The organism is Flavobacterium sp. Leaf82 (assembly GCF_001422725.1).
GTDB lineage: Bacteria > Bacteroidota > Bacteroidia > Flavobacteriales > Flavobacteriaceae > Flavobacterium.
The window spans coordinates 617,317-635,251 of sequence record NZ_LMMA01000001.1 but is presented as its reverse complement, the minus strand read 5'-3'; the positions used below and the strand labels follow the sequence as shown (position 1 = coordinate 635,251).

At 33.6% G+C, this 17,935-nt stretch carries 12 protein-coding genes; 4 read left to right on the top strand and 8 right to left on the bottom strand.

Features of this window, described 5'->3' with window-relative positions:
- Positions 1 to 484: 484 nt before the first annotated feature.
- A complete protein-coding gene (locus ASF10_RS02680) occupies positions 485 to 718 on the bottom strand; it encodes a hypothetical protein (RefSeq protein WP_056245062.1) in 234 nt (77 codons plus the stop codon).
- 639 nt (positions 719 to 1,357) lie between these two features.
- Positions 1,358 to 2,224: a DMT family transporter gene (locus tag ASF10_RS02675; protein ID WP_056245059.1), complete on the bottom strand. Its 867-nt coding sequence runs from the start codon at positions 2,222 to 2,224 to the stop codon at positions 1,358 to 1,360.
- 103 nt (positions 2,225 to 2,327) lie between these two features.
- Between ASF10_RS02675 and ASF10_RS02670 the strand changes: the two genes are divergently transcribed.
- Complete coding sequence (locus ASF10_RS02670; RefSeq protein WP_056245057.1) at positions 2,328 to 2,705, top strand: heavy-metal-associated domain-containing protein; 378 nt, start codon at positions 2,328 to 2,330, stop codon at positions 2,703 to 2,705.
- A 76-nt stretch (positions 2,706 to 2,781) separates the two neighbouring features.
- On the top strand, positions 2,782 to 3,141 hold the full coding sequence (locus tag ASF10_RS02665) for a hypothetical protein (RefSeq protein ID WP_056245053.1): 360 nt from the start codon (positions 2,782 to 2,784) through the stop codon (positions 3,139 to 3,141).
- Between the two features lie 275 nt (positions 3,142 to 3,416).
- Here the strand turns inward: ASF10_RS02665 and gldD are convergent, their stop codons facing one another.
- Genes gldD through mutY form a run of 4 tightly spaced genes read right to left on the bottom strand, consistent with a single transcriptional unit; the run spans position 3,417 to position 6,822 of the window.
- Positions 3,417 to 3,977, bottom strand: a complete 561-nt coding sequence (gldD, locus tag ASF10_RS02660) for a gliding motility lipoprotein GldD (RefSeq protein WP_056245050.1) — start codon at positions 3,975 to 3,977, stop codon at positions 3,417 to 3,419.
- Positions 3,978 to 5,273 carry a gliding motility-associated protein GldE gene (locus ASF10_RS02655; protein ID WP_056245046.1) on the bottom strand — a complete coding sequence of 432 codons (1,296 nt, stop codon included), beginning with the start codon at positions 5,271 to 5,273 and terminating at the stop codon, positions 3,978 to 3,980.
- A 23-nt stretch (positions 5,274 to 5,296) separates the two neighbouring features.
- Positions 5,297 to 5,737, bottom strand: coding sequence for a single-stranded DNA-binding protein (locus ASF10_RS02650; protein WP_055097040.1), 441 nt, complete (start codon positions 5,735 to 5,737; stop codon positions 5,297 to 5,299).
- Between the two features lie 38 nt (positions 5,738 to 5,775).
- Positions 5,776 to 6,822 carry an A/G-specific adenine glycosylase gene (mutY, locus tag ASF10_RS02645; protein WP_056245043.1) on the bottom strand — a complete coding sequence of 349 codons (1,047 nt, stop codon included), beginning with the start codon at positions 6,820 to 6,822 and terminating at the stop codon, positions 5,776 to 5,778.
- A 141-nt stretch (positions 6,823 to 6,963) separates the two neighbouring features.
- Here mutY and ASF10_RS02640 point away from each other — a divergent pair, with 141 nt between their 5' ends.
- Positions 6,964 to 7,254 (top strand): HU family DNA-binding protein, encoded by a 291-nt coding sequence (locus ASF10_RS02640; protein ID WP_007805026.1) that lies wholly within the window; start codon positions 6,964 to 6,966, stop codon positions 7,252 to 7,254.
- A 399-nt stretch (positions 7,255 to 7,653) separates the two neighbouring features.
- Positions 7,654 to 9,198 carry a ribonuclease E/G gene (locus ASF10_RS02635; protein ID WP_055097045.1) on the top strand — a complete coding sequence of 515 codons (1,545 nt, stop codon included), beginning with the start codon at positions 7,654 to 7,656 and terminating at the stop codon, positions 9,196 to 9,198.
- A 437-nt stretch (positions 9,199 to 9,635) separates the two neighbouring features.
- On the opposite strand, the gene pbpC is transcribed toward ASF10_RS02635, so the two are convergent.
- Together pbpC and ASF10_RS02625 are read right to left on the bottom strand one after the other, a co-directional pair.
- Positions 9,636 to 12,011, bottom strand: a complete 2,376-nt coding sequence (pbpC, locus tag ASF10_RS02630; protein ID WP_056245578.1) for a penicillin-binding protein 1C — start codon at positions 12,009 to 12,011, stop codon at positions 9,636 to 9,638.
- Positions 12,012 to 12,138: 127 nt separating this feature from the next.
- Positions 12,139 to 17,820 carry an alpha-2-macroglobulin family protein gene (locus ASF10_RS02625; protein ID WP_056245040.1) on the bottom strand — a complete coding sequence of 1,894 codons (5,682 nt, stop codon included), beginning with the start codon at positions 17,818 to 17,820 and terminating at the stop codon, positions 12,139 to 12,141.
- Positions 17,821 to 17,935: the final 115 nt, after the last annotated feature.

The window sequence follows — 17,935 nt, the reverse complement described above, 5'->3', positions numbered from 1 at the left end:
TCAAAGTTTAGAACTTTGACAAAGCTTTTTTTATGCATTTTTTGTTATCAAACTGAGCAGAATCAAAGGGCAATCTAATTCGATCGCAGAAATGTAATTCCTACGGGATAAAATGTTGGGCGGTTTAATACTATTTCTACCAACATATAATCTATCCGAGATAGAAAAGCTGAATTAAATACTTTACAAAACAAAAAATATCAATTTACAATTTTTCAGAGGCTCTACGAAATATAACAATATAATTAATATTTGGTAAACCATGATATCTAATGCTTTAGCAGTTTTACCGAGACAACCTCTAAGAGATATAAACATAAATTAATATTGAATAAATCATGATTTTTACTCCGCTAGGAGTTTAATATTGGTAGAAAAAAAATAAAAGCAAAAACGAAAAAAATGTCCCAGAGGGACTACATAATTTAGGTATTATTTTTTAAAGCAAGAAAGGCTGTCAATTACGACAGCCTTTCTTGTTTAATCATTCAACATCCAGATAGGGATTTAGAATTTCTGCTAATTCATTCAACCAATAAAAACCGTTTTCAAGATTTGTTTTCTCGTTTTCGAGTGTTTCACAATCGCGCATTAAGCTTAAGGCAAGCATATGATTTACTTGTCGGATTGTTTTTGCCATGAATTGTGGATCAATTGAATTGTTGAAAAAATGAGCTAATTTCAATTCTGTTTCTTTTGAAAGGGTGTTTGTACTCATAAGCTTAAAGGTTAGGGAAATATAAAACCCGTATAGCTTAGCTGTCCTACGCCTTTAAGAACGTTACGGTTGTTTCCAATACCGTCAGCATACCACACGGGTAAATTTTTTTTGAATTCATAATCCTTAAAGGTCAGGGTTTCAAAGATACCCAAAAAATTCCAAATAAGTAAGAATTTTCATATTTAAAATAAAACCCGCGTAACTTAGATGTCCTACGCCGTCAAAGCGTTACGGTTGTTTCCAACACCGCCACCATACTATACGGGTAATTTTTTATTCAAGAAGTATGTGATTTCGATCAATAAACTTTGCGATAAGATTTTGAAAATGCTTAGACAATATTAATTAATGAATACCAAACAGCAAACTTAACAAAAATATTCATATAAAAATGATTCTCCTAGCCCCGATAGAAGTGGAAATCCTTTTGTGGCGGGGTTCGCCACAAAAGATTGGAATGTATAGCGGGATTAGCTCCTGAAAAATATTAATTTTTGATCGATAAATTATCTTCGGTTTTGTCAGGTTGAGTAGTTGAAGCCTATTCTTATTGGCGCGCCCTTCGACTTCGCTCAGGGTGACAGCTTGGAATCGTTTAAACTTTACATTTCACAAAAAATATCTCAACATTAAACGTTACTTTTTTGCCGATAAATAAACTCCAATTAAAATAATAAAAGCACCAAAAAACTGAATTGGAGTCAGCATTTCGTTATCTAATAATCCCCAAAAGAAAGCTACGATCGGGATTAAATAGGTTACTGATGTTGCAAATACAGGCGAAGACATTTGTATTAATTTAAAGAAAAGGACATTTGCGATTCCGGTTCCTAAAACACCCAGAATCATCACGAAAAAGATAGAATGTTGTGTAACATCAAGACTTATTCTTTGAGAAATATCTGTTGTGCTTAAAATGATCAAAGCTGGTATAAGTAAAACGGTAAAGTTTCCGGTTGTAATACTTACAGAATTTAAATCAGACAAATATTTCTTGATTAAATTAACATTGATCGCATAACATAAGGTTGCAATTACAACGAGAACCACATAATAATAATTTTGTCCGGGATGAGCAGATGCTCCGCTTAAAACCAATAACATACAACCAACCAAACCTACAAAAACACCTAAAACCTGTCGTTTTTGAAACTGGATTCCAAAAGCAATTATTCCTAATACTAATGTATTTAATGGCGTAAGCGAATTTAAAATAGCAACGATTGAACTATCAACTTCGGTTTCTGCAATAGCAAAAAGATAAGCTGGCGTAAAGGTTCCAAAAAGTGATGTTATGGCAACAAATTTCCATTGACGACGCGAAATTTTCTTTAGACTATTAAAGCCAAAAATCAATAAAAAGAGCGCTGCAAAAATAATGCGGAACGAACCAACCTGAATTGCCGTTAAACCAACTAAACCTCTTTTTATTAAAATAAAAGAACTTCCCCAAATAAGCGAAAGAACAAATAAATACGCCCACTTTAATTGCTTTGCATCCATAAATACCATTTTGATACAAATTTGTAATAAATTTATGAACTGACCTCTTCATTTTTATTAATTTTGCAAAAGAACATCACTATCAAATTAAAAATCACATACAATGAAATTTACAAAGATTATAGCCACTTTTGCCATAGCAGGTTTAGTATTGGTAAGCTGCAAAAAAGAAGAAGATAAAAATTTGGCAAACATAAAATCAGAAACCACAGCTGTAAAAGAACACAAAGCAATTGCTGCTGAAAATGTACAAACGGCAAGTTTCGAGATCGAAGGAATGACTTGTGCAATGGGATGTGCAAAAACTATCGAAAAAGAATTATCTAATCTTGACGGAGTAGAAAAAGCAACTGTTGATTTTGATAAAAAAACGGCTACTGTTGTATTTGACAAAACAGTTCAAAACCCAGATAATCTAACAAAAGTTGTTCAGGCAACGGGAGACGGAAAAACATATAAGGTTTCAAATTTTAAATCGTAATTAAACGATTTTAAGAATAAAAAAGGCGCTCAATTTTGGGTGCTTTTTTATTTATATTTGTTAGAAAATAAAAGAAATGAAGAAATTCGAATTGTATTGGAAAGAGCTCAATATCGGATCAATTGTTGAAACCAACTGGGATATGAGAAGTTCTGGGGATATTTTGTTTAAGTTTGATTATTTGGCTGAGCCATCTCAAAATAAACATTTGGCAGACTATATACAATTTTCTATAAGATATAGCCTTTTACTAGGCGAAGGAGTTGAAGAAGCTGATATGAATTTATCTGAAGAAGAAACAAAATTTCTTGATTTAATAATTGACACCACCGATTGGTATATCATTAATGAGAAAGGTGAAAAAAAGATAATTCTTTGTCCAATATTTCATGAAGATAATGGAATAACCTGGATGACAGATCCGAAATACTTTTGATATCGCTTTACAAAAGCTATTCTAGAAAAATATAACCTACTAATGCTACACGAAGTTCATTACACTAGGAAGTCTCTTTACTTTTTACCCCACCCTTTTTAATAATTTTATTTTTCTTTGTGGATTATTGAAGTGCGTACAAAGTAAGGTTGGACTTAGCTAAGCAGGCTGTTTTCTTATTTAAAATTAGGTATTTCCCTTAAATTGAATCTATTTTTAAGACATAAAAAAGGGCATTTATAAACTAAATGCCCTTTTTTTATGCTGTAATTGTTTTATTTCCACTTTAAAGTTTCCATTAATCTTTGCATGTCATTTTTGATATAACTCGCCGCAGGCATAATCGAATCAAAGTTGGGTTTTGCATAAAAATAAACGGATCCGGTTATAAAATGCTTTGTACTGTCTGTGACGTAAAATTGAGAGTTTGTAGCCGCATTTCCGTCAACTTGATAAAACATTCCGTAAACCTTTTTTTGAGGGTTTAAATATGGTTGTTCTAATATATCATCTGCTTTAATAACATGCTCATAAGTTAGTTTTTGAGCATCTTTAAGCAATTTTTCAATATTACCATTTACCGGTTTATAAGTCAGGTAAATAGTGGCTTTCATTTTGGGATATGTAATCGCAAATCCGCAATCTTTTTCTCCTTTTATTACCGCTGCTTCATTCATATCAAAAGCAAAAGGACAATTGTTTTCAAAACTAACATATTTTGCTTCCGGATAATCTAAACGCAAATAACCTGAAGGCTTAGGCACCACATCATTTTTACAACTTAAAACAGTCAATGCCAGTAAAATTGTTGCTATTGAAATTGTTTTTTTTAACATTTAATCTATTGTTACTTTTATTTGTTTTACGCGCTTTTTATCAACCGTTTCTATGGTAAAAACACAGTTTTCGAAAGCTACTTTTTGATCTTTTTTAGGGAAATTACCCAGAATTTCTAAAATAAATCCTGCTAATGTCTCGGCTTCTCCTTTATGCGATTCGAAAATATCTTCATTAACATCAACAATTCGGTAAAAATCTTTCATGTTGATTTTTCCTTCAAAGAGAAAATTCTTTTCATCGATTTGAGAAAAGTTTAAATTTTCATCATCAAACTCGTCGCTAATATCGCCTACTATTTCTTCGATAACATCTTCAAGAGATACTAATCCTGATGTTCCGCCATATTCATCAACTACAATTGCCAAATGGCTTTTAAGGCTTTGAAAGTCCTTTAATAAGTTATCGAGTTTTTTATTCTCAGGAACAAAAAATGCTTCTCTTATTAAGGATGACCAGTCAAACTCTTCCTTATCTATATGCGGCAATAAATCTTTTACGAATAAAACACCTTCAATCTGGTCGATATTATCTCTGTAAACCGGAATTCTTGAAAATCCCTTTTCAATTATTTTTGGACAAATGACTGAAAATGGTTCTGATATTTCTAACGCAAAAATATCAATCCTCGGGCTCATAACCTGCTTTGTATCTGTGTTGCCAAAAGAAACAATTCCTTCCAGAATTTTTTGTTCTTCGCTCGATGTTCCCTCAGAATCTGTAAGTTCCAGGGCTTGTGAAAGCTGATTTATCGAAAAACTATTCTTTTGTTTCCCCAATTTGTTGTGCAAATATAGCGTAACACTACGCATAGGCAAACTAATTGGCGAGAGTAATCTATCTAAAATCACGATTGGATATGCAACGCGTTTCGCGAATTTTATATTGTTTCGACTGGCATAAACTTTTGGTAAAACTTCTCCAAACAACAAAATAAGAAAAGTGACGAGAATAATTTCAAGAATAAATTTGAAAACTGGTGAGCTTACACCCGCAAAGATATTTTGTCCTATAAAAGAGAATAAGATCACGACTCCAATATTAAAAAAATTATTGGCGACTAATAAGGTTGCAAGAAGTTTTTTGGGTTTATCTAAAAGATTGGAAATAATTTTTCCTTTCGGATTATTATCCTGTAGTGTTTCGTCAATGTCTTTTTGAGATAAAGAAAAAAGCGCAACTTCGGCACCTGAAACAATTGCCGAGAGAAACAGCAAAATAAATATTCCGACAAAACCAATTATCAAATTGGTGTCTAATGTGGTATTAAAAAATAAACTGGGCTCCGGGTCCAAATTAAAAAAGATTAGTTAAACAATCAAAAAGGTAAATCATTTACTGGTAAACCTTCATTTGTCGCATCAAAGTTAGTGTTTTTTGCTGATTCTGATTCCTGATGCGGTTTATGATTTCCAGTTTCTTTTTTGGTAGTCAAGAAAGTAAACTCTGTTACCTGAATCTCAGTTGTATATTTTGTTGTACCATCTTCTGCTTGCCATTGGCGCGATTTTATACGCCCTTCTATATAGATTTTATCTCCTTTAGAAAGGTATTTTTCGCAAATTTCGGCGGCTTTATTACGTACAACTAAATTATGCCACTCTGTTGAAGTTATTTTTTCGTTGGTCGTTTTATTGATATAAACCTCATTTGTGGCAAGTTGAAAACGTCCAATGCAATTCCCTCCATCAAAATAATGCATTTTCACATCATCACCCAAATGGCCAATTAGCATCACTTTATTTAATGTTCCGTTCATAATTATTTAGTGGTATTTACCCCAAAGATACATTTTTTTTAGCAATTTATTTCCTGCTTTTCTATAAAATTATAAATCACAATAGGAAAAGGAAATGTTTTTAATTTACTGGTATTCAATCCGTTTTCGATTATTTCTTTAATTTTGACTTTCCAAAACTGAATATGAAGATGTTGGTGTGAAAGTTTATGAATTACAGTTGTTTCACTACATTCCTCTATACTTAATATAGTATAAGAAGTGAAAAAATCGTTTTGAGCTGCTTTTGAAACAACATCAAATTCCACAATTTCAGTAGTTTCAAATAAAGGAAACTCATATAAATTATGCCAGATACCTTTAGCAGTTCTTTTTTGAATTAAGGTGTTTCCCAAGACATCTTCTAAAATCAAATAATTAAAGAAACGATTTGTCACTTTTATTTTTTTAAATTTTACCGGCAAGACTGAAACTTTCTTTTTTTGCAAAGCGGCGCAGCTATCATTAAAAACACAAACAGAACAATCCGGACTTTTGGGCACACATTGCAAAGCACCAAACTCCATAATCGCTTGATTAAACATTGCAGGATTGTCTTTTGGCATTAATTGATGTGCCAGCTCTGTAAATTCTTTTTTAGTTGCCGGTACAGCAATATCAGATTCTATATCAAAATAGCGGGAAAGCACTCTAAATACATTTCCGTCGACAACAGGAACTGCTTCATTATAAGAAAAAGAGGCAATTGCTGCTGCGGTATATTCGCCAACACCTTTTAATTTTAATAACTCTTTATAGTTCTCCGGAAAAATTCCATTTAACTCATTTGCGACATATTGAGCCGTTTTATGCAAATTTCTGGCGCGGGAATAATACCCTAATCCCTGCCAAAGTTTCAAAACTTGCTCTTCTGAGGCATTTGCTAAATCAAAAACGGTAGGAAATTCCTTTGTAAAAGCAAAAAAATACGGCGTTCCTTGCGCAACTCTAGTCTGTTGCAACATAATTTCTGAGAGCCAAATATGGTATGGATTGGCCGTTTTTCGCCATGGCAAATCACGTTTGTTTTGTAAATACCATTTTATCAATATGTTAGAAAAATTCATTGCAAAATACTTAGAATACAAAAGTAAATGTTTATGTAATTAAAATTTAACGAATTAGCTTGATTAATTATTTTTTTAATTCCTATATTTGCAAACTCAAAAAAATAGTACACCATTTATAAAAATAAAATAGGAAAGAAAATGACGAAAGCAGATATCGTAGCGAAAATTTCAGAGAAACTAGGTCTTGAAAAAGGAGATGTTCAAGCAACAGTAGAAACTTTTATGGAAGAAGTTAAAACTTCATTAGAAACTGGGGACAATGTTTACCTAAGAGGTTTCGGAAGTTTTATCGTAAAAACAAGAGCTGAAAAAACAGGTAGAAACATTTCTAAAAACACTACTATCAAAATTCCAGCACACAACATTCCTGCTTTTAAACCTGCAAAAGTTTTTGTGGAAGGAGTAAAAACGAATAACGAAGCAAAATAATACTATTAATTAATCATAAAATCGACACGATATGCCAAGTGGTAAAAAAAGAAAGAGACATAAGGTAGCTACGCACAAAAGAAAAAAAAGAGCGAGAGCTAACCGTCACAAAAAGAAAAAGTAGTTTTAAACTACTTTTTTCTTTTTAAACGTTCATTGAAATTGGAATTTAGTCTCAGTACACTGTCACAGTCTGTAGCTTAAAACTGTTTACTGCTACTGCAAACTGCTTGCTAACATTCCCCCGGGTTCAATACCTGTTAAAAATATTGTTTAATCCATCTGTAGATAAGATTTTAGATTTAGTTCCGAAATTTCGGGATAGATTTTAGATTTTTTTAAATCTATTTTCTATACTCTATTTTCTATTTTCTGAAAAAACAGATAAAAATTTACAGTGTGAATAAAGAATTAATCATTAGATCTAGTTCTGAAGCCGTAGATTTTGCCTTATTAAAAGATGGAAAACTAATTGAATTACACAAGGAAGAAGAGAAAAGCAACTTTCAGGTTGGTGATATTTTTATTGCCAAAATACGAAAACCCGTTGCTGGACTTAATGCTGCTTTTGTAAATGTAGGCTTCGAAAAAGATGCTTTTTTACATTATCACGATTTAGGACCTAACTTGGCTTCCCAGCTGAAATTCATAAAACTTGTAAGCGCAGGTAAAATAAAAGATTTCTCCCTAAAAACCTTTCAGTTTGAAAAAGAGATTGACAAAGATGGCATCATTACTGATATTTTAAGTGCCAATCAATCTGTTTTAGTTCAAGTTGTAAAAGAACCTATATCTACCAAAGGTCCAAGGATAAGCGCTGAGCTTTCATTGGCAGGAAGATTTATTGTTCTCGTTCCGTTTTCTGACCGCGTTTCTATTTCTCAAAAAATAGAAGACAAAAAGGAAAAGGATCGTCTAAAAAAACTTGTACTATCTATCAAACCAAAAGGATTTGGTGTTATTGTTCGCACAGTAGCCGAAGGCAAAAACGTAGCCGAATTAGAAAAAGATTTGCAGAACCTGCTTGGCAGATGGACTGCAATGTGTAAAAAATTACCAACTGCTCATCATCCTTCAAAAGTATTAGGAGAGCTCAACAGAGCTTCTTCAATATTAAGAGATGTATTCAATGATACCTTTAGCGGTATTCAGATAGATGACGAAGAGTTGTACCATCAAACGAAGGAATATCTGCAAGAAATTGCACCTTCAAAACAATCGATTGTTAAGTTTTATCAATCAAATGACACTCCAATTTTCGAGAAATACAATATAGAGAGACAAATCAAAACTTCATTTGGACGAACAGTCTCCATGAGTAAAGGCGCATATCTTATTATAGAACATACTGAAGCTCTTCACGTTATAGACGTAAATAGCGGAAACCGTTCGAATAAGGCGACTAATCAGGAAGACACCGCCATGGAAGTAAATATGATCGCCGCTGCCGAAATTGCCAGACAACTTCGTTTGCGTGATATGGGTGGGATAATCGTAGTTGATTTTATCGATATGTCTAATCCTGAAAACAGGAAAGTCTTGTTCGACTTCTTGCGAGAAGAAATGAGCGACGATAAAGCAAAGCATAAAATCTTACCGCCTAGTAAATTTGGTTTAGTTCAAATTACAAGACAACGCGTAAGACCAGAAGTTAATATTAAAACTAGAGAAGAAGATCCAAACAATGAACATGGCGAAATTGAAGCGCCAATTTTAATCATTGATAAAATCGCATCTGATTTAGACAGAATCTTAAAAACCCACAAGGGTGTTGTACTTAATGTACACCCATTTGTGGCTGCATACCTCAGTAAAGGTTTTCCATCATTACGTTCAAAATGGTTTTTTGAACATAAGAAATGGGTGAAAATCATACCTCGTGACGCTTACACGTACTTAGAATACCATTTCTATGATAAAAAAGGAAATGTTATTTCAGAATAAAAACAAAACCGCCTCTCGAAAGACTGGCGGTTTTTTTATGCGCTTTATTTTTTTTTCGCCACGAATTGCACGAATGAACACGAATTAATTTGTGCTAATTTGTGTAATTCGTGGTAAAATATTTTTTATTTGGAGCAATTTCCAGCTATTCGTTTCAATCTTTTATTTTTCTAAAGAAAAAAATAAAAGGATTTCCACTTCTATCCGGGCTAGGGTTTCAGTTTTTATAAGAAGATTTTTTTTATTTTGTCATTTCGACCGAAGGGAGAAATCACACTAGATGATCGACAAAGATTATCGACATTTTATGATGAATTTCTTGTGTGATTTCTCCCTTCGGTCGAAATGACAAGATCACGCGCCATCTTTATCAAAGTTTAAAACTTTGACAAAGATTATCACAATAAGTACCCGTTTTGGAATTTACTTTTAACATTTTATTCTCTCACAATCTCTATTTTTCTCCTAATTTCATTTCCAAAAGCATCTACAACCGTAATATAATGTATTCCTGAAGTAGGTGTAATAGGCAATTCATGAAATGTTTTTGTAGTTGCTTTATAAACATCATCTACATACCAAAATAATTCTTTGTCCCTTTCTGAATAAGCCACTTTAAGAATCACAGGCTGAACTTCACTATTAAAATTCTTAGTTAAGTAGATTTTACTATTGGTTTTTGGATAAATAAAATCCATTGTTGTGGTTTGAGTTCCCTGGCAGTCTTCTTTAAAAGGCGGTAAAGGCAAATACTCAATATGCTGACTTTTGTAATACCAAGCCATTACTGGTGGCAAAACAAACCAATTTTTATTTACTATATTATCAATACTTTCGCAACTGCTATTGACTTGAAATTTTTCGGTTTTATCTAAATGAACGGTTTTGTGATACGGACAAACTGCAGTAGATTTTCCTTTTTTAGAAACCCATTGCTTGATTTTTGGACAACCATCTTTTGCCAAATAACCGCTTAAACGACAAACCTCAACTTCATCCAGATCTTTATAAGGTGTTTGAAACCATCTTTGTCTTGGCAATAAATTAAAAATATCAAATAAAATTGGCGCAGCACTTGTAACTCCCGTTAAAGTTGGTCTTCCCTCTCCTGTTGCATTTCCCACCCATATTCCCACAACATATTTAGAATTTGTTCCAATTGCCCAAGCATCCCTGTTTCCAAAACTGGTTCCGGTTTTCCAAGCAATTTTCAGCGAACTGTCATAAAACTTCCAGGCTTCATCTCCTTCCGGCCTGTTTACTTCTTCCATTGCATTATACGTCAACCAAATCGATCCGGCACCTAAGACATTCTTCTGATCCGTATCTGAGCCAAAATCGGACTCGAAATCATTTCTGTAATTGAGTTCCGTAAATTCTTTGGTTCTGTATTTCTCTTTGTTTTTAGTATAATAATTTACCGTAGAAGATAAATTTGCATAAGTTCTGCACAAATCCCATAAATTACTTTCGGCACCGCCCAGAATAAGAGATAATCCGTAATGATCGGGAGTTTTATTAATATCTCTTAATTTGAATTTTTGCAGTTCTTCATAAAATTTGTTTACTCCAAAGTCCTGCAACATCAAAACGGCAGGAATATTCAAGGATCTTGACAAAGCCCTGTGCGCAGGCACTGCTCCATCAAACGTAAGATTAAAATTTTGAGGTGTATAACCCGTAATTTGCGTTGGAATATCCGCAATCAGCGTATTGGGCAATAATTCGCCATCATCTAACATTGCAGCATACAAAAGTGGTTTTAAAATACTTCCGGTACTTCTTGGTGCGTCGATAATATCAACATCTTTTTGATGGTCTTTATCTGTTGGTGCATTTCCCACATAACTCATTACATTTCGATTTGAAACATCGATTACCAAAATCGCCAAATTGTTCACTTCGTTTTGCTTGTACTGATTGTAATAATACTTCGCAATTTGATTGACTCTATTCTGTAAAGCATAATCAATTGTTGTTTTTACGCGTGTTCCTTCATCTTCTTTTGCTACTCTTTGCAATAAATGTGGCGCAATTTGAGGTAAATTATACGGTTTCTGTGGTAATGGTTCTTCGATAGCAAGCTCATATGTTTGTTTATCAATAATTCCTTCTTGCTGAAGTTTTAGTAAAAGTCGGTTTCGCTTGTTTAATAACTTAATCTGATTTTTACCCGGATAAATCAAACTTGGTGCATTAGGCAGAACCGCCAATGTCGCATTTTCTGCCCACGATAATTGATTCGATTGTACGCCAAAATATCGCCATGAAGCCATTTCTAGTCCTACAACATTTCCGCCAAAAGGAGCATGAGCGGCATATAATTCCAGAATTTCGTTTTTAGAATACCCTAATTCTAACCTCGTTGCCAGAATAATTTCTATGAATTTTTCAAAATAGGTTCTTCCTTTTCCTTTTCGGGATAATCGGATAACTTGCTGTGTCAATGTACTTCCGCCTCTGACTACTTTTCCGGCTTTTCTGTTTTGTTTAATTGCATTGACCATCGCAACGGGATTAAAACCGGGATGTTTATAAAAGTATTCATCTTCAAAATAAATGATACATTTCTTGAATTTATCCGGAACACTATCCTGCGCAGGAAAACGCCATTGCCCGTCACGAGCAATTTTAGCTCCAAGCAACTCACCTTCTTTGCTTTCTATAACAGTAGAATATGGTTCCTGAAACAATGTTCGTGGTATAGAGAAATAATAAATCAGCAAGAGCAGAAATGCAATTGCTGATTTTATTTTATTCTTTTTAACCCAATTTATAATGCGTTGTGAAAACGCTATTAATTTATTTTTCAAAGCTTTTAGTTTTAGCCCGCAGATTTTACGGATTAAACGGATTTTCACAGATTAAAATTAATATGATCTAATATAAAGACCCGTGCAAATCCGTTTAATCCGTAAAACCCGTGGGCCTTTTTATTTTCTACTTCACCACCTCAACCCAGAATCCTTTTGTTCTGGCAAGAAATGTATTATCATACATTGCTTCGCATTGTAATCCGGGTAAATAATAATTTCCTAAATATGATGCGTTTAGCAGAATCCTAAAGACTTTGGTTTCTCTGGATTTTAATCCAAAATAGAAATTCGTTCTGTCATCTCGAATATCTATATAATCAGCAATATTGTTTGTGGCATCTCCATAATCTGTGAAACGCGTATTTACAATTTCGAATCCTGAAGGCAGAATTTGCGATAAAGCTACATTTTGAACGCTTTCATTTCTTTGGTTTTTAACCGTAACCTCGGCAACAAATTCAGTTCCCTGATTTATTTTAGAAACATTGATAATACTTCCTTTTCTGTCTTTGAAAACGATAGCAGCCGAAACATCACTCTGAATCACATTTTCTTGTCCAATTGGCAATATTCCGGTATTTAAAACGCGAACATAAATTGTATTGTTTTTATTGTTTTTTAAAGTAATACTATTATAACCCGTTTGAACAACCAGACTTCTGTCTGCAATTGTTTTCTGAGTATTTATTGTTTCTGCTTTTCCGTTTTTACTAAACTGAATATTAATTCCTTTAGGACCATTACCAGCTGCAAATTTCGACATCGCATACAAACAATAAGCTGTTGTTTGCGTACTCATCCATTGATTATTTGACATTTCTTTGGCTAATTTTGAAGCCATCGAGAATGCTTTTTGTTTTTGACCTAAAAGCAACATCGTCTCTAAAGCCATTGCTCGGTTTCTTTCGCCTGAACCATAATAGTAATAATTATAATCACTCGATTCGTTGTCAATACTGGTTCTTAAAAATAGATTTTGTCCTGCTGATTTTTGACCTGCTAATACATATGCTGCGGCTAAACGAAGCTTACTTTCGTTCGAAATTCCTTTTGTTTCACGCAATCTGTTCATTGAAGATAAATCTGCATATCCAGCCAAAGCCAGCGTATATAATCTATAAGCTTGCGCTAAATCATTACCATATTTAACTTCAAAACGCCATTGCTTCGCTTCTTTTTGTTGATACGAAGTCCATTTTGATTTGAAGTTTATTGGTAATACATATCCTTTTTTCTCCGCTTCAATCAAGAAATGTCCGGCATATGAAGTTCCCCAATCATCAGCAATTGTATTTCCTTGCCAATATGGTAATCCGCCATTTGAAAGCTGAAAAGTTCCTAATCTCGCAATTCCTGCAGCAATATTTTTCTGGATAAGTTCTTTTCGAATTACATCTAAATCAACTACATCATTAAGGAACAATTGAGGAAAAACGGATGAAGTTGTTTGTTCTACACATCCATGCGGGTATTGAATAAGATATTGCAATCTTCCATTTAAATTAATGGTTGGCATTGACGAAACTTCCAATCTTGCTTTATTACTTCCGGAAACTCCAAAAGTTTTCCATGAAATTGTTTTTGTACTGTTTGGAGACAAAACAACATCTGTAAAAGTACTCGTAACAGGATTTGGGTTTGTCATATCAATCTCAACATCATAAACTGATTTCTCACTTCCTGAAGTCGCAATAACCTGAACTTTTGCAATTCCGGTTGCTGAACCTACTACTAAATTAAAATATGCCATTTTTTCGTCAGGTTGTGCAAAAGTCAATCTTTGAGTTGCGCTTCCCACTACTTTAAGTCCGGCACTTGTTTTTAGCTGAATCGAAACGTTTTTAATCTTATTTTCGGTTGCAAAAACTGTTACAGGAATCGTTACTTTCTCTGATGGAGAAATTTTTCTTGGTAATGAAGCCAAAACCATCAACGGACTACGAACGGGAGTTGCTTTTTCAACACTTCCGTAGGCACTTGTATTTGCATCACCTGCAACAATCATAGTTCTAACGGAACCAATATATTTTGGTAATTTTAATTGATGTGATTTTGTCTGTCCTTTTTCTAATTTAAATGGACCATAATACAAAACAACCGGTTTAAAACGATTGGCTTTTTTGGCTTTTCCGCCGCCTAAATCCTGATCTCCACCAATACTGAAAATTTGATTTATTTTTCCGCCATAAGCGCCAATTACATCATCATAAATATCCCAGGTTTTTACTCCCAAAGCTTCACGAACATAGAAACTATCCCAAGCATTTGGTGTTTTAAAACGAGTTAAATCTAGCAAACCTTCGTCTACGACTGCAATCGTATACGTCATTTCTTTACCTGTTTTTTCTCCTACTTTTACAGTAAATGTCTGCTCTGGTTTTAGAACATCAGGCATCGAAAGTGTTGGTGCCAAAATGGTGTTTTTATCGACAACTTCGATAGGTACAATACCGTACATGCGAATTGGAGAATCGTTTTTAGTTGAAGCATGTGGTTGCAAAAGCGTAATATTAAAATATACGTTTGGAGCCATTTCCGCCGTGATCGGAATTTCAACTTTTGTTTCTCCTTGTTTTGTTTTAGCCCAAAGTGTTTGTACTACTCTTGAACCATTTTCGATCGAAATTAAAGCACGGCCACCTTCACTGGAAGGGAAAGATATTTGTGCTTTTTCGCCTACAGCATAATTTTTCTTATCGGTCGAGAATACTAGCATATTGGCTGTAGAGGCGTCTCTGTTACGCGTTTTTCCAGACCAAATTGGCCAATCTATATTTACAGTCAAAGCTGTCGCATGACCGTTTGTATCATCTGAAACGCGAATTAAATAACGTCCCCATTCTTCATCAGTTAAAGAAAACGAAATACTTCCTTTTCCGTTTGAATCTGTATTGATTACAAAAGTTTTATATGAAGTGGTTGCATTCGAAGAATTATAATTTGATAAATTATCATTTGAAGCATCCCACCACCAACGCCAATCGACTTTAAATACTTTTACTTCAAGATTTCTTACTGATTTTGGTCTTCCGTTTTCATCAACAGTTACAATCTCAAAACGGTTATTCGCTCTGGTTTCTAACATATTGTATTTATTAGGCTCTGGCGCTTTTATACCTACATATGTTTTGTATGGTGAATAAGTTGTCGAGATAACATCTGTGCTAAAATCTCCTCCTTCTTCATAAACTTTTGTAATAAATGATGCACGAAGCATTCCCGGCGCCTGACCTTGTAATTTAGGTTCGATGTTAACGGTTGCTTTTCCGCTTTCATTTAATTTTCCGGAGAAAACATTAATTTCTTCTGTACTAAATTGGCGTACTAAATCATCAAAAGTAAATTTCTCATATCCTTTAAATGTTGTTGCTTGTTGCGAAAACTTAGCCTGCATTTCTACATTCAGGTTCTTCGCAATTGCACCATGAAGCCAGGTTACTTCCAGATTACTGGTGTTTGGATAAGAAGATGAAAGTGTCTTTCTGGAGAAGTTATTTTTTATTTTTAAACGATTTGGTTTAATTGTCTCAATTTTAATACTCTTATAAAACTTAGCACCACCAACACTTATCATGGCTTCCCAATTTCCTGTTGGTGCCTCTGAACTTGTAGGAACCACAAAGGAATAATGGTTTAATTCATTTGTTTTCTGAATAGTTTGATACGTTGTTTTCCCGTTCGGATCATTCAATCTGAATTTTATAGGATGCGATTTCGGAAGTTTATTCGCAGCATCATTTAAAATAAAAGATAAATACAAATTATCACCCGGACGCCAAACGCCACGTTCTCCATATATAAAACCTTTTAATCCTTTTTGTAAAGTCTCACCGGCAACATCAAAATTACTTACTGATAATGAGAGTCCATCATCAAGCTTTACATAAGTCGATTGATCACCCAAAGTCACGATCGCAAAATATGCGAATTTATCTAGCTGAAACGAAGCGATTCCTTCACTGTTAGTTGCTCCAGTTGTTATTTTTTGTTGTTGATACGTATATAAATCAACTCGCGCGTTTGAAACAGGTTCTGTTGTAACAATATTATTTACGGCAAATAAATACGATTTATTCTCGCCTCTTTTGGCAATTACACCTAAATCTGTTGCTAAAATATTGGTTGCTATTTTTGCATTGTAATAGTATGAACCTGAACAAGGATCCTGGCTTTCTCTCCATTCATAATCATCATAGTAATAATCGTCATAGGAGTTTCCGCTGTAGTTTACATCATTTTCATCTACTTCTTCTTCCTCTTCTTCATTTTGATCTCCATCTGATGTTTCACATTTATACAGCGAATATTTCTTTTTGTATTGAAACTCTACTCTGTAAATTGCTCCGGGTTCCGGCGTAATTATTTTAGATAAATCCAGGGCAAACGTGTTCCATCTACTTGGATTTATTAAACTGCTTTCATTTAATTTCAGGGTAGTTTTTGCGACGGGCTGTGCTACTTTCTTAAGGTTTTGACTTCCGTTTAATTCGTTATATTGAAGAAATTGAAGAATATTGTTCTTGTAAATTTTATATACTTTTACATCAACGGCACTTAAATTTACGGCTTCAAAATTCAATTTTAGATTATTTGAACTTGGCAAAATTGTTCCGTTTTTAATAAAACGAACGCTTGGTTTTATTTGGTCAAAAGTAATTTTCTCGGTATAATTCGAATCCATTTTTTTGCCGTACTGACTTTCGATACCTTCAAAAACTTCTAAAAGCAATTCTCCGGTTATAACAGGTTCCGGCTCTTCATCAGGAACAACTTCAACTACTTCTTCACTAATCGTATCAACAGCAACAGCTGCTGAATCAACTACAACAGTTGTAGAATATGGCGTAATAGATGCTGTCTCTTCGACAACTACTTCGACCGGAGCAGAAACTTCTTTTTTAGCAGCAGCTTCATTCGTAAAATAGACTTTTAGTACATTTCCTTGTGTAGAAAATTTCAAATTATTGGTGTTCTGAATCGAAACTAAACCTTTAAAATCCTGTCCTTTTTCTAACGGTTCTGAAAAATTAATTAAAACTGACTGATTACTTCCTTCGGGAACATCGACTTTTACGATTTTAAATTCATTTATGCTCGAAATTGCATAGTCTAATTGCCCTTTTTGATCAATATCAAAATCATTTCCATCATACTCGATTTCAAGGTTTGTTGCCTCATCATAACGCTGAATACTATCAATTATGAAATTAAATTCTTTGGCTGTGCCTGATTTTTTTTCGAATTTAATTTTAAGATCATTTCCTTTTTGACTGGCGGAAACCAATTTTATAGCGGTTTCGATATCAATATTATCTGCGGTTTTTAAAACACAATTTAAATATTGATATTGTTTACTATACGACTGAATATCTGCCGTGTTTACTGTAAAATCCTGTTTGATTGTTTTTACTGTAAAGTTGAATTTAGAAAGTTCTTTTTTTTTCTCTTTCGGAATTGCGGTAAGTTTATCTAAGTTTAAAGTAACTTGATATTCTGTTCCGGGTTTTAATTTTTTCTCCGGAATAAAGGCAAGAGTATTGCTCGAAAGCGCAACCACTTTTCCGTCGACACTTGGCGAAATATCAAGCAAATCGCTGTCTAAAACCTGATTGACTTTCCAATCTTTTTTATCGAAAGCCAAAACTACCCGAATATCAGATTCTGAAGAGACAATTCCCCCCGTAAAACTGACTATATACTCTTTAAATAATGAAAAATCGGAATTGAAATCGGCAGCTGATTTTCTACCGCAAGATTGAAAAATAAAAAACACACAAAACACGAGAATTAATCCTTTTTTTTTCAATTTTATTTAGAGTTAATGGTTAGCAAATTACAATTTTAGTTCGATTTACCGTTGTAAGCGATAATAGCAAATTACAAATTAAACTATGATAAATGTAAAATATTTTCTTATTCCT

What these genes read in the sequence shown, in the direction of transcription:
- ASF10_RS02680 (WP_056245062.1), bottom strand. Translation starts at nt 718, where the DNA reads ATGAGTACAAACACCCTTTCAAAAGAAACAGAATTGAAATTAGCTCAT.
- ASF10_RS02675 (WP_056245059.1), bottom strand. Translation starts at nt 2,224, where the DNA reads ATGGATGCAAAGCAATTAAAGTGGGCGTATTTATTTGTTCTTTCGCTT.
- ASF10_RS02670 (WP_056245057.1), top strand. Translation starts at nt 2,328, where the DNA reads ATGAAATTTACAAAGATTATAGCCACTTTTGCCATAGCAGGTTTAGTA.
- ASF10_RS02665 (WP_056245053.1), top strand. Translation starts at nt 2,782, where the DNA reads ATGAAGAAATTCGAATTGTATTGGAAAGAGCTCAATATCGGATCAATT.
- gldD (WP_056245050.1), bottom strand. Translation starts at nt 3,977, where the DNA reads ATGTTAAAAAAAACAATTTCAATAGCAACAATTTTACTGGCATTGACT.
- ASF10_RS02650 (WP_055097040.1), bottom strand. Translation starts at nt 5,737, where the DNA reads ATGAACGGAACATTAAATAAAGTGATGCTAATTGGCCATTTGGGTGAT.
- mutY (WP_056245043.1), bottom strand. Translation starts at nt 6,822, where the DNA reads ATGAATTTTTCTAACATATTGATAAAATGGTATTTACAAAACAAACGT.
- ASF10_RS02640 (WP_007805026.1), top strand. Translation starts at nt 6,964, where the DNA reads ATGACGAAAGCAGATATCGTAGCGAAAATTTCAGAGAAACTAGGTCTT.